The sequence below is a fragment of the Actinomycetota bacterium genome (genome assembly GCA_030650795.1).
GTDB lineage: Bacteria > Actinomycetota > Actinomycetes > S36-B12 > S36-B12 > UBA11398.
Genome location: JAUSDJ010000017.1, coordinates 253,687 through 266,634, shown reverse-complemented (window position 1 = coordinate 266,634; position 12,948 = coordinate 253,687). Strand labels below are relative to the sequence as shown.

7 protein-coding genes and 1 pseudogene are annotated in these 12,948 nt (G+C 58.8%); 1 reads left to right on the top strand and 7 read right to left on the bottom strand.

Annotated elements, in window-relative coordinates; all coding sequences use genetic code 11:
• Positions 1-260: 260 nt before the first annotated feature.
• The 3 genes from Q7L55_05075 to Q7L55_05065 all read right to left on the bottom strand — a co-directional run bounded on the left by Q7L55_05075 (position 261) and on the right by Q7L55_05065 (position 6,442).
• Complete coding sequence (locus tag Q7L55_05075) at positions 261-1,049, bottom strand: hypothetical protein (protein ID MDO8731931.1); 789 nt, start codon at positions 1,047-1,049, stop codon at positions 261-263.
• A 379-nt stretch (positions 1,050-1,428) separates the two neighbouring features.
• Positions 1,429-5,448, bottom strand: coding sequence for a hypothetical protein (locus Q7L55_05070; GenBank protein MDO8731930.1), 4,020 nt, complete (start codon positions 5,446-5,448; stop codon positions 1,429-1,431).
• 277 nt (positions 5,449-5,725) lie between these two features.
• On the bottom strand, positions 5,726-6,442 hold the full coding sequence (locus tag Q7L55_05065) for a hypothetical protein (GenBank protein ID MDO8731929.1): 717 nt from the start codon (positions 6,440-6,442) through the stop codon (positions 5,726-5,728).
• Between the two features lie 670 nt (positions 6,443-7,112).
• On the opposite strand from Q7L55_05065, the pseudogene Q7L55_05060 reads away from it, so the two are divergent.
• A pseudogene (locus tag Q7L55_05060) lies at positions 7,113-7,338 on the top strand (transposase).
• 228 nt (positions 7,339-7,566) lie between these two features.
• On the opposite strand, the gene Q7L55_05055 reads toward Q7L55_05060, so the two are convergent.
• From Q7L55_05055 to Q7L55_05040, 4 genes are all read right to left on the bottom strand, one after another.
• Positions 7,567-8,040: a hypothetical protein gene (locus Q7L55_05055; protein MDO8731928.1), complete on the bottom strand. Its 474-nt coding sequence runs from the start codon at positions 8,038-8,040 to the stop codon at positions 7,567-7,569.
• Between the two features lie 160 nt (positions 8,041-8,200).
• Positions 8,201-9,994, bottom strand: coding sequence for a TraM recognition domain-containing protein (locus Q7L55_05050; protein ID MDO8731927.1), 1,794 nt, complete (start codon positions 9,992-9,994; stop codon positions 8,201-8,203).
• Positions 9,991-11,436: an ATP-binding protein gene (locus Q7L55_05045; GenBank protein MDO8731926.1), complete on the bottom strand. Its 1,446-nt coding sequence runs from the start codon at positions 11,434-11,436 to the stop codon at positions 9,991-9,993. The genes Q7L55_05050 and Q7L55_05045 overlap by 4 nt, the downstream gene beginning before the upstream one ends.
• The gene (locus Q7L55_05040) at positions 11,433-12,917 is read right to left on the bottom strand and encodes a hypothetical protein (GenBank protein ID MDO8731925.1); all 1,485 of its coding nucleotides are present in this window, start codon (positions 12,915-12,917) and stop codon (positions 11,433-11,435) included. The genes Q7L55_05045 and Q7L55_05040 overlap by 4 nt, the downstream gene beginning before the upstream one ends.
• Between the last annotated feature and the right edge of the window lie 31 nt (positions 12,918-12,948).

The window sequence follows — 12,948 nt, the reverse complement described above, 5'->3', positions numbered from 1 at the left end:
CACGTCAATCCTCGACGGTTTCCCAGCGTGTCAACAGAGTCTTCGAAGCGGCTGGGTGGGCCGAAGTCGCGCTTGGCCGGTAACGTCGCCAAGTTGCATGGTCAGATCAGTATCAGTCTCGCGACATCCTCTCGCAGGCTCAGACGCAACCTACGCTTGCGGATAAGCAGAAGCACAAATCCTCAAGGGTCAAGGGGCAATCGAACTCGGTGCAGTCCCCAGCAGGCTCAAGTCGACGGGCCTGGACCAGTCCAACAGTTTCACGTCGCCTTCGCTTCGGCCCAGAGCTCTACAGCACCATTTGGTTGAGGTATGGCCCACATTTGTGGAGGACCGCCCACTGGACGCATGACGTAGTCGCTAATGGAATACAGCGTGCCTATCGTTTGGATGAGAATCTTCATGAATTCAGTGAGTTCGTAGAGATTCCTTGGTGACCTGAACTCATTGGAGGCATCACTCCAAATTATTCCGAACATTTCAATTAAGTGCCGTCCGAAGACAGTCCGACCTGCTGTTGAGCCATTGAAGTAGAACTGCACTCGAAATTGATTGTGCGCACCCGGACTGCGCACCGGGTCATGATCTCTGAGCCAGAAGTCCTCAGTGACTTGAAATTTGTTACTAATGCCAACGTAGTTCCCGGTATTTGGATCTATGCGGTCAACATTGCGAAGGTGGTACAAAACTGGGTGTTGGCTATTTTTCGCGTCACCTTCGTAGCCAACGATTTGCAACACTGTCGGTTCGCCCCATTGCCTTTCGGTGAGTTCGTTTTCAAGACGAGTGGCCAGATATTCAGCAAATGCGCCAACGGGATTCACACTGGTTCCTACCTGGAAGTCGGCAATTGCGGAAGGCATCCATTCATCCATGCGCAGTATCCCGACGCGATACGTACCAGCAACAGCGATAGCTGCAGGAGCAAACGGGAGTCCGAATACTTTCTCGCCATCGGTGGTGGCCGCAACGGGCAGGCTTTGAACGATATTCGAATCTGATGCTTGGACCACCCCAAAGTCGCTGATGGCCGACACGATGAGAGTCACCGGAAAAGTATTGCAGTTCGCAATCGCCACGCCTGACGCTCTACGTCCTCTGCTGGACGCTAAAGGTGTATCGGACTTGGTATCCGATACGAGCGCGGGTTCTCTCACCTATGTGCGAGGCGTCTCACACGATGCCACTCAAATCTCACACGATCTCCAATCGGGAGAGCATTTCCTGACAATGGCCTGCAGGGATGCATGTAGGGAGGAGCGGCTCTAAGTTCGCCGCGTTCATGCCGCGCTTTGTGCGGGATCTGTGACTTGGGGGCAGGTCCAATGCATACCTGGCTGACCGCGCGAAACTAAGGATCTTCGTCAATTTGCGAATGATTCAGTATTGAAGGCGTTTGAATTCGGGCACCTATTCAGAGGATTCTTCCTATCCGAATAGTTCGATCGCTTTGTCTGAATTGTGCATCCATTGCACGGCAGCGAGTGTCAGAAGGCCTATAACTACACCTTCGCCCAACGACTCTGGGTCGGAAGGGGCCGAGAGCAGGTCTAGTGCCTGACATGCAAAGTTTCCTGGTTTGCCATCCTCCTTTCCTTCGTCATCGACGCCCATGGCCAATCGATTGAGTTCAAAAGCAATTTGGCCAAGGCAAGCGTCGTCACCGTATTCCGTGATTCTCTCGAAGGCTTCCGCAAATTGTGTGACGGACCCGAGATAGAAGTCTTCATACTCGGGCGCCAAATTTCTTCTACTTCGCAACTCTTGGATCGCTGAGCATCGAATCAACTGGTCTATTGCCGTGCTGACATCGCTTTGCAGAGTGTGAGTTTGTTGGGCTGGTCGTTCTTCGGGATACCACCGGTAGTACCCAGCGACAGACGGGAAGGAGCGACGGATTACCTCACAGCCGAGTGACGGCTCTGCCCGTCCTTCGAACTCGGGAAAAATCAATGTAGGTGGTAGGTGATGGGCATCGCGAATATCCAAGACGGCCTGAATTACCGCGTCAACTTGGTTTGTCCATGCGGCAACGTCCTCGCACTGGACTATGACTGCTACGTCGATCCGAGGCCAATAGGACTGATCAACTGGCGCATGCTTGTGCACAAGTTTCGCATTGAAACCACGCGCGCGAAGATCTGCATTGAACTCCCGTATGAAGTCTTCAGATGCAGCCTCAATCTTGCGATTGGCCAGATTTGCAACTCTACGAAGCACCTGCCCCTTGGGCCCAGATCGTTCTCGCCGGATGTCTGCAGGAGTGATCGCGTCATGCTGAAGTGCTAACGCTATGTCGCGTATTGCGATCAAGAGAAGTTTCAAATCATCAAGCACGGTAGGCGGCTCACTAAGGCCGATCAATGCCCAATGTTCTGCGGATCGTACTTCCTCAAGGGTGGCCACCAGGTCAGCTGCTACTGCAGCGAGTGAACCGTATTCTCCGTCGCGAATCTTTGCGGGAATTACATCCGTGACGTGATGTAACACTGTGTGAGCCGAGTCCAGACCCAACGCCGACGGGACCATTTCGTTGTCTACGAATCCTGCAAACTGCGCGGTTACTCTCGCTCCAGTGCTTGGAATGATTTCGCGGAAGAGCGCTAGCCCGTCCAATGGGTTGGCCAATTGATCCGCGTCCGTTTTGAGGTCCGATCGTTCCTTTTCGGAACTCTTCCAATACGCATTGCTTGGATCCAGGCTACGAGTTACCCAATGGTCTGCAAGGCTGGTCAGGTAGGCATAGGCGCGATAAAGCAATCCTGCCGCCACTGAGGCGTGGTTGCCCTTCGACATAGTTCCCAGCTCATGAATCACCAATGCTGTCCGAGCACGGTTCCAATCGACATCAGTGCTAGTTAACGCGTATTGCCCAAGCAAGCCAGATTGGCCGAATGTCAGGTCCCCGATTTGAAAGGGTTTGCCGCCTGCTCGAACGGTCTCAATCGCAGCGCTCGAGCAGCCTGGGAGAGACCGAATCAGAACCTTCGCGACATCGTGCGCCCGTGCATTTGGATCTGGGGTCAAGTCTTCGTGGATGAACATGACTTTTGCAGAAGCGACATCGACTCCATCGTGCTGCTCGCGCCCCACTGCAAACACTGTCGGGTAGCTCTCGAGTAGCCGCTCGATGATTTGGGACTCGCCTCCCGCGTACTCGAGCAGCTTTTCTGCAAGGGGGATCGAGAGTTGCCCGGCAGTGTGGCCAATACCCGCGAATTCCTCGGAAGTGCACGCAGTGAGTACGCTCTCCGCGCTTGTTCCATCCCAATCGGCCGCAACGAGATCGTCTACGGTTGTATTCGAGACGCCGATGCATGCAGAAAGAAGGGAAGCAAGCGCACTCGCGCTCCTCTGAGACAGAACGGTCTCGACCACTTGAGCGCGGTCAACGGCATCGATAAATGCATCTCTGAGTCCGGTCGACTCGACCCGATTTTCTCCAAGCGCGTTGATGGCCTCGTTTAGGGACGAATCGAAGAGCGACTCGGGCCATTCAATTCCCGTCAATCCTGATGTGACTACAAGTGGCCAATGGGCTGGAGGGACTGCTGCCTGCTCAACAATTCCCGCACACAACTCAGCGTGGCGCACGAAATCAAGTGCTCGAAACGCGTGGAGCAGCGCCCCGAGCAGTTCAGGCGATCCGGTGGTGGTACGGCTCGCAGCTAGCTTAATAATCGCGCCGTCCAGCGCGCGGTTGTCGCGCAGCACTCCTACGACCAGTTTGACGAGGTCGCTCTCGGGCAGGACCCCCATCAAGCGGGTCACTGTTGTAGTCAAGGTCGGTGGTGGATTCGCGTGCACTGAGTCAACGAGCGCGCGCGAGCGATGCAGGTGCAGTCCTCGTATCGAATCAAAGTCTTCTAGGACAAGATGTTCATCCTTAAGTCGTCTCATCGCACGGCGAAAAGCATCGTCGCCAAGTCCGGCTGCCTGCTGCGCGGACTCTACGGAGAGTGCAATGCCATGTGTGTGTGCCGCACTTACTAGTGCAAGAAGTTGAAGCTCATCACTTGCTCCTTCTCTCACCATGCGATCAACCTGTGCGCCGAGCACGACCGGCAGCCGCTCTCCTTGCGTTAGCTGATACGTGAATTCAAGGGTCAATCCATCGGCGTCATTGAATGCTTCTCGCCAATGAACCGATTGCGTCAAACCGCCTTGCTTAAGATATTCGAAGATGCGAGCGGCGACACCCTCGTCGAGGCCGATGTCGACTCTTGTTGCAAGGTCGGCAGTTGTCGCAGCAAACAAGTCTTCAATGCGGGCAGTCCCTAGCAGGTACACGTTTTGCAAGGGTGAGAGTCGTCGAAGAACTTGGTCCCATGCTTCCATGTCTCCAATTCCTATTCCGTCGACCAGGAACCCGAGCGGCGCTGCTGACGTGGGACGCCTTCCGACGGCGAATCTGTAAATGTCTTCCACGTCAGAAGATAGAAGTCGATTTACGCGATACCAGCTGACGTGACGTTCAACAAACGCCGTCATCCAAAGAACAGTCGATTTTCCGGAACCAGACGGACCCGCAATCAATACTGCCCGAGTTTCAGATAGAGCTGCCAAGACCGCATCGACTTGTTCTGTGCGAGGCGCGGGTAAGCCAGCAGCTATGTGGCCCGGCTGAGCATCAATGCCCTGAAAATAGACGGCGTTGTCATCAGGAGTATCGAGATCGAGTGGTTCAATCGCACCAGAATTGATGGAAGCGACCAGTGAGCCTGGATCAATCTCCGCAATTGCCTGATGGGCAGCCCTCTCGAGCGTCGTTCGATCGAGCCCGGCGCGATGTGAGTAGTCACGTTCTGCGTTGGAGTCAGCGGCATCGGCTATGAGTCGGAGGTAGTCAGCGGCAATCCGAGCAGCAACGGCTGGCTCTACATTGAATGTGTCTTGCACGATATCTGCTGTTCCCCGACGAGCATCCTCGAAGGAGAGGATTCGAATGCGAATCTCGCTGCAACCTGCATTCGGCCACGAGGCGTCTTCAAAGAGACGTTTGCAAGCGATGGCAAGGGGATGGTCTGCTTCCAAGTCTCCTAAGCGCATGCAGCTATGCGGTAGCGGGCATTCGCGGATGTCTCGCTCTAGTACCAATTCGATTGTTGATCCCGCATTGCGGGACTTACGAGCATGCAGAGTCTTGATGTGCTCGGCGACTTCTCTTGCGGGAAAAAGTCCTACTCGCTCCTGTCTTGACTTGGCCTGGACCTCCGTACCTGCCTGACCCTCGCAGGACGCATCTTCGCGATGTGATTCGGGGACGACTCGCGTGTGACTGTCAGAGACCAGTAGTTGAGCCGCGTACCAAGATGAAATGGCATCTTGATAATGGAAGCCACGCCCAGCGTTGGCTCCGTGTCTCGTCGAAGCCCATTGGGAGGCATCCTCGTCCATCAAGTGAATATTCTGGCCGGCCTGCACATAGGGAAGCTTGGACTGGATCATTTCGTCGACCACTGCGCGCTGGCCACGTCTCTCGTTAGATTTGGACAGTTTAGTCCGTCGGCCAGTTCCCTTCTTCACGGGACAACTCCACCATAGGTGGCTGACACTTCCTGTATCCGTGCAGCGTCCACAAGCAGGTTCTCACAGCTGGGCGGAAGGCGGCGCCAAATGAGTGCCTTCGGTCTCCGCATAGGCGATGTTCATTGCTCGCAGGAGTGAAGTGGCTTTTGCCCCATTTCAGGAAGGATGGCAAACCCTTGTATGAGCGGCAGCCCTTCTATGCTGGAAAGACCGCTGCAATTAGCGCCAGGACATTGGATGCACGTTCAAGCACCATCTCGTCAGCATGAGGATTCAGGACAATTGTGAAGCCCATCCCAGGGGCCAGGACATTTCGCTGGACTAGGCCTACACCCAGAAAGGGGAGTTCGGCTGACATCCAAGTCCTAAGCACGGCCTCCCAAGTGGCTGCGCTGCGCATGTAGGCATATCCAACATCTGATGATTCGATCAAGAGGATGGTAGGCATAGATCGGGCCTGCTCGATTTTCTGTTGATCGCGTGTCTTGGCTAGAAGCGCCTCTTCAACGTGTTCCATTGTTCTTGCGAGTGCGGCGGATTCTACTTCCACTTTGACATGCGATGCGTCGTTGTCATCTGGTTTCTGGGCAATTTCGATAGCGAGTGCGAAGGTGCCCGTAAAAGTATCGATCTCATGAATCGTGTCAATCTGGCTGCCTGTCTCTATTGCTTGGGACACACGAAGCATGATGGAGTTTTTTGTTGCTTTCCGAACTTGCAACGGGTAGTTGTCAAACGTCAGTGTCAAAGTGAGTGATCGAGTTCCGATCAGCCGGGTTAGATCTTGAACGAGATCGTCTACACCGTCATAGTCGCGTCGAGTGACCTCTATGCCAATTCCAAAATCTTCCAGAACGAAGTCAGGCTCCGGATTGGGTGGAGCGCCAAACCGAAAACGAATACCTGCTTTCACGAGCATCCATGCGACTGCAAGTTCTAAGCGAACATTCCAGAGGTCAGCCTCATCACGTGCATCTCGGAATCGACGTCGCATGGATGCGATTCCGACGATTGTGGGATTCACGCTGTCAAGAGTTGTAGTCATTTCCGCAAGACTCTCAATTCCAAGAACTGTGAAGTTGTCGAATTGGTTCTCTGCCCGATCTTGCGCGATCCACTGGAGTACGGGATGACTCTGGCCATTCATGCCCACCGGTAGCCAAACGCGCATGCGATCCAATGCGGCCTGGATTCGTTCCTCATTGGTAGCAGGCATGTTGTCCTCAGCATGTGAATTTGTAGGAGCTCGAACTAGGAGGGTGTTTGATCGCAACATAATTCATAGGAGCGGACCCTTGTGAGGCACCTGGGTGATAGCAGATCGCTGTCCGTGAATTGTTCCAGTGACCTAACTGCAACTTGGTTATTAGCTGTATTGAATTCCCTCTCCAATATGGGCTCGACTTCCCTCACACATAGAGGTGTCATCTCACAGGAAGTTGATGGCATCTCACGCCATCACGGGGCTTCGGACTGCCGAGGTCACGCGGTCGGTGCTACCCAGGCTTTGGCGAGTTCGCCGTGCATCTCGTTGAGTTCCAGCTCCGTCAGTTCCTGCTGCGCGGTTTCGCGCATCGCAGGTCCACTGGCGGCAGATCTTGTCCACCAGCCCCCTCAAGAGAGTGAACAAGGAGATGAAGCGGCCCACGGACGTCGACGGCGTGTTCCCCAATCCCGAGGCGCTGCCGCGCCTCGCGGAAGCAGCCCTGGTCAAGTAGCACGACCGAATGGGCCGTCGCCGACAGGCGCTACCTCTCCGAACGATTCTTGACCCTGGTGACGACCACGACCGCCCACCGAAAGGGGTAGGTGACAACACCAGAACTCATATCGGCATGATCGGAGCACTGACCTGAATGCGAACAGTGCAGAGCTGCCACTCAGGGGATGTCACCTTCCATCCAGCGTGAAGACGGTGGAAGTCAACCTGGGTGAGGTGGAGCAGTCGTTCACCCTGGTCGCCCCAGAGCTGACATCTTGCTTGAGGACTCACACAGTAAGCACTTCTCGTACGGAGACTGGTAACTGCGTTTCCTGCTAGTCGGGAACATCCAGAACAAGTGGCACCACCGGCTGATGCTCGTGTCGGCACCTGCCGCGGTACGTGACGTCGAGGCGCTGCTTGAGCTGGAACGTGTGCTCCTGGAACTCCATCTGGCTGGAGATTGGGGCCTTGGGATCACGGACATGTGATTGCCAAAGCCCCCACCATGAGGTGAGCTCTTCGATGATGTCGAAGTGCAGCCACCAGCATTTGTGCGGAATCTGGTCGGTGCTGAATCCCCAGTGAGGCAATGCCCACGCCAGGAAGTCGCACAGCGCGCCCCAGGTTTCCTCGAAGTGGTCGTCCTGCATCTCGTGCCAGTCGACGGGACCTTCGGGGGCGCAAGGATCTCCTTCTCCAGGGCGCTTGTGGTCCAGGTGCCAAGTCTCCTGCTTGAGAGCGCTCTTGATTCGAGCGGTGTGAACGAAGGTCTTGGCCTTAGATTCCAGACTGGATGTCTCAGTCATGCTGCTTCCCGTCCAGATTTACGTGCATGTGCTAGCCGCCCCAGGTGCCATGCACTACAGCGTTCGCATTGATAGGCGCGGCGATGGGTACCGGGGTAGCGGCGGGCGAAAGCGCGAGCGGCTGCCCTCGTGGTGTGACTTCGCTTGCCGGTTGGGCAGTTCATGGCGCCTCCTCGCTGGAGCTTCGTAGAAGTTCAGCCTCCAGAGCAGCCTGCTGCCTGGCGAGGAGCGATCCATCTGGCCGTTCAGTCCATCGACGCATGCGCAAAGGGAAGGGATGTGCTTGGGACAGGAGCATGACTGCAGAGCCGAACGGGATCGAACGGATCGCATCGGGGGGAAGGATCGGCACTTTGCGCAGGGAGCTGCTGCTGGTCGCGCCGGAGTCGATGGCCAGGGCGTGTGCGGATCGGCTGGTCGTGGTGAACCAGTCGTCGCGTTCGCCGATGAGTTCGGAGAGGTCGCGAAGGTCGTCGGCGTCATCGGTGCCGCCGAGGATGAGTTTGATTTGCGATGCGGAGAACACGGTCGAGGCGTCTTCGTCTCCGTAGCGGGATCGGACTTGGGCCAGGGCCTGGAAGATTGGGATGACGGTGAGGTTCTGTCCTCGTCCATCTGCCAGGAGCGCAGGGAGGGAAGGGATGGGCGCGACGTTGGCGCACTCATCGAGCAGGAAGAGCACCGGAGGGTCCATGCGGCCACCGAGCGAGCGCGCAGCTGTGATGCGCGCGACGTAGGCGATGTCCTCGATCAGCGCCGACACCAGGCCCGACGCTGCGGCAGCCCCACGATCAGTGGCGATCGCATACAGCGTGCCGCACTCGGAGAGCAGCTGCTCAGCGGTGACGCCGGGCCGATCGCCGCTCGGTGTTAATGAGGCGCGCACGGTCGGCAGGGCCAGTGGGGCGATGGCTGCGGCGACCACGCTCATCACTGAGCCGACGAATCGCGGGTCGGGGTTCTTGGAGATGCCGCGTAGTCGTGCGTCCCACGTTGGGCACGCATCGGGATGGGATTGAAGGATCTCAAGTGGGACTTCGAGTGCGTGTTCGGACTGGAGCCAGCGATAGGCCGTTTCGATGTTCGCGCCATCCAGTGCCGCGGCGTGCAGGACGGTCTCGATGACGGTTTTCGCGTGGCCGCGCCATATCCGGTTCTCGCTGCCCTCGCCGATCCCGGTGTTTGATGCCAGTGCTTCGGCGCGGGTGGCAGCGCGCATCGGGTCCTGGCAGCCGGCGACCGCATCCCAGGCGACGTGGTGGGGGAACGTCGCACCGAGCATGCCTTGGGGATCGAACACGCCGACGGGGCCTTTGGCCGACCGCGATGTCAGCGTGGCCTTGAGGTTGTCAGGTTTGGTGCTGGTGGTGATGACCGGCCCGGGCGCGTCGAGTATCGCGTTGATAGCGATATGCAGGCCTTTGCCAGATCCGGGTGGACCGATGACCAGGACGCTGCGCTCGACTGAGGCCCACACCTGCTGCCCCTTGCTGGTTCCCAGGAGGTATCCCAGGTCTTGTGGACGAGGGGCAGGGACGGCCGGCCGCAAGAGGGCCGCCTGCGCATTGAGCTGCTTGACGGAGGCGGCGGTACGCACACCGGCCGGAGTCGACCAGCCGGGTCGGGCGGCAAACTCGTTCGCCCGATGCGTCACAGAGGCCTTACGGCTTGCGCGCCATCGCATGAGTCGTCGAGCGGTTTCCAAGAATGCGATCAGGATGACCATGATCAGGATGAGGTGTGCGATTGGTGACACGTGCGGTGTGTATGGCTCGAACTTGATCACACCAAGCGCACGTCCGGGTGTGAACGCCGGTGCCTGGTCGCCCGCGATCTTTGCGAGGGCGAGCCCGGTGAGGTGGATCAGGCCGAACGCGATCACTGCGGCTGTAACCATGAAGACGACGGCCTTCTCGATCGCGAACGAGTTGCCCGAACTGGCGGTGGTGCTCATGCGGCGGGCTCCTGGTCTAGGACTCCGGTGGAGTGCATCCCTGCGGTGGTGTCCCACCACTGCAACTCATACGGGTGCAGGTCTACTCGAATGCGGTATGAGCGCACGCCTGCGGTGGTTTGTAGTTTGACGAGGAACTCTCCGCGGGAGGCGTTGGCGATGACTTCGACCTCGGCTTGCGTCAGGTCGAGGGCTGCTGCGGTGCCGGGGAGTTCTTTGGCGGGCTGGTAGCCGATCACCTTGGTGCCGGCCAGGGCCAGGAGCGATTCGGCCTTGTTGCGTTCGGCGCTGCCGGCGTCGCCGACGTTGAGGGTGTCGCGCAGGTTGTGCAGTACCAGGACGTTGGACAGCCCCCAGGCACGGGCCAGGCGGAACTGCTGCTGGAGTCGGTCGATCGCGCCATGAGCGTGGGACAGCACGCGCCAGGCCTCGTCGTAGACCGCGAACCGTTGGCCGTTGCCCGGTGTCGCGAGCGCAGCCTCCATCCATGCAGAGGCACAGGTGAAGGCGATCGACAGGTTTCCGTTGTCGTTGTACAGATCCGACAGGTCGATTGCGACGATGGGTGCGGTTGAGTCAAACCTCGTCGTGCTGGGCCCGTCGAAGAGGTCGCGAGCGACAGTGGACAGCAGACCGTCGAATGCCCAGCGGGCGGCGTTGCCGGCCTCGAGCATCTCGCCGGGAGTGCGTGAGATCGCTTGGGCCAGCAAGGGATCGGGTTCACGTAATGCTCGGGCGACGTCGGACAGGATCGGCTTGCCACCAGCGGCGTGTAGCGCCTGCTCCAGGGCCAGCGCAACGGCGGTCTTCTCGTCCACCCGCAGGGATCGCTCGAGACGAATCTCGATCAACCCCTCCAGAAGTCGCAGCTGGGAGGACTTGGCGAGAATTTCCGGGTCAATGCGGTTGCCCTCGGCGTCTACCCGAGCACGCATCAGCGCATCGGATACGTCCAGCGGGTTAAGCCTGTTGCCGCGGCCGGGCCCGATGCTGATGGCTGCGCCACCATAGGAGCGTGCGAAGCGTGCCCAGTCGCTCTTCGCATCCACGGCAGCGACCTTGTAGCCCAGCGGGATGGAGCGCATGGTCAGCGCGCAGGTCGTGTTTGTCTTTCCCGATCCGATCTCACCAACAACGAGGATGTTCGGATTGGTGATGAGCCCGTCGCGGTACAGCTCGAAGGGGGAGAAGGTGAACGGTGCGCCGGTGCCGAGATTGGTGCCCAAGAATGTGCCCCTGTGGGTCAGAGGCGCCTGGGCCAGGAACGGGTACGCCACCGATGCGGTCGCCGTCGACACTCGCAGGCTCGGCAGTGTGAACCGTGAGCGGTCACGTCCCTGTCGGGCGAATCCCGACGCCGGTGCGCCGGGGCTGGTCCATGTCGAGGGTTGGGTCGGTGCCGTGTTCTTGTGGCGGCGCAGGGCAGGCAGCGCGATGCTCATGCGATCACCTCGATACCGATTGGTAATGCTGCCGCGGTAAATGCCTGTAGTTGCTGCCCATAGACGCGGCGCAGATCCAGACTCGCCTGGGTCGCGGCGGCGTGAATGGAGGTGACATCAGCTTCGAGTGCATCCAGCGTGGACGCGGTGACGGTGATCATGCCCACCAGTCCGACCTCAGCATGACCGGCGAGCAGTTCGGACTCCCGGGTCAGGACGTCGTCGAGTTCCTTGGAATCGGCAAGGGTCTCAATGCGACCGAGTTTGTCCTTCAGCCACGAGCTCTGCACGATCTCCGAGTGCTTGGCACGGATGGCGCTTTCGGACTGGGCGCGAGTGAACGGCTTGTAGAACAACGACAGAGTGCGGTTCACTCCGGAGGGAAAGATCACTGGCCACAGCACGTCAGCTGCGACATGGGCGCGCGGCCATTCAGCGACCCACAGCACGGCATGGAACGCACCGTCGGTGCGGACGTAATGCCATTCCTCGCGACCCGCAGTCGGGCCACATGCGGACGGGTCGACCCCCTGGCCCGGTTCAATCGTGAACGTGGAGGCTGGGTCGTATGCGGTGCGAACAACTTCGCCAAGACGCCGCGGGGACAACTCATCGACGATCGACAATCCAGCCGATGGCAGCAGCCGTGCCAGGAGCGCGTACTCCTGACGCCACGCCTCGATCAACCCAGCCATGTGCCCGCCGGCAGCCTTGATGCGGGACGTGGCGGCGGCCCGATCGACAGTAATGGCGAGGAATGTCTGGTGCCGGTCAGCGCCGCCACGCAGATCTCCGACCAGATCCCGGTAGGCATCCGCAAGGGTCAGCTGCGTGGGCTCGGTCGTTAGGTGGGCGTCGGTGTAGGCCGATAACTCCGAGCCGTCGTCGGGGATCGAACGTTCAAGGAGCTGGACCTGGCGGATCGCGCCGGTGCGTGTCGCGGCAGCTAGTACGCGTCCCCATCCGGCGACGCGACTGTTACGGTCGACCGGATCGCGTAGCAGGAATTCAGGGCTGGTGACCTCGACAACGGCTGTGATGGTGCCCTGATGCGGATGGAACAGATAGCCGACGCCATTGAGTTCGTGCACCTGTACGCACGCCGCTCGACCGGGCAGCAGGCCCACCCCCTTCTCCACCGCTGTGTGTTGGCCGAAGGAGCCAACATGCACGGGCTTTGCGAACGTCGCATTGCCGCGGCGCAGCCGCAATGCATGCGACGTATGTGTTGCTAGCCAGGCGTAACCGGGGCGACCCTCCACGGTCGAGGTGGCCAGGATCACCAGCGCGATCACACCGCCCAAGGCAAGCCCGCGCATCGGACCGGGGAATATGCCGGTGAACAGGGCGAGCACCAGCATCATCACGGCGACCGCGAGCAGCGCTACTTGGCCCCCGCGAAGGCCCATGACAATGCCGGGACGTGGGCGACGCGGGAACGCGACGGTGACGTCGCGATCCTCAATGGCAGCGGTTGTCATGACGGCTCCTCGTTCGATCAGTAGTGGTGGA

What these genes read in the sequence shown, in the direction of transcription:
- Q7L55_05070 (MDO8731930.1), bottom strand. Translation starts at nt 5,448, where the DNA reads ATGATCCAGTCCAAGCTTCCCTATGTGCAGGCCGGCCAGAATATTCAC.
- Q7L55_05055 (MDO8731928.1), bottom strand. Translation starts at nt 8,040, where the DNA reads ATGACTGAGACATCCAGTCTGGAATCTAAGGCCAAGACCTTCGTTCAC.
- Q7L55_05050 (MDO8731927.1), bottom strand. Translation starts at nt 9,994, where the DNA reads ATGAGCACCACCGCCAGTTCGGGCAACTCGTTCGCGATCGAGAAGGCC.
- Q7L55_05045 (MDO8731926.1), bottom strand. Translation starts at nt 11,436, where the DNA reads ATGAGCATCGCGCTGCCTGCCCTGCGCCGCCACAAGAACACGGCACCG.
- Q7L55_05040 (MDO8731925.1), bottom strand. Translation starts at nt 12,917, where the DNA reads ATGACAACCGCTGCCATTGAGGATCGCGACGTCACCGTCGCGTTCCCG.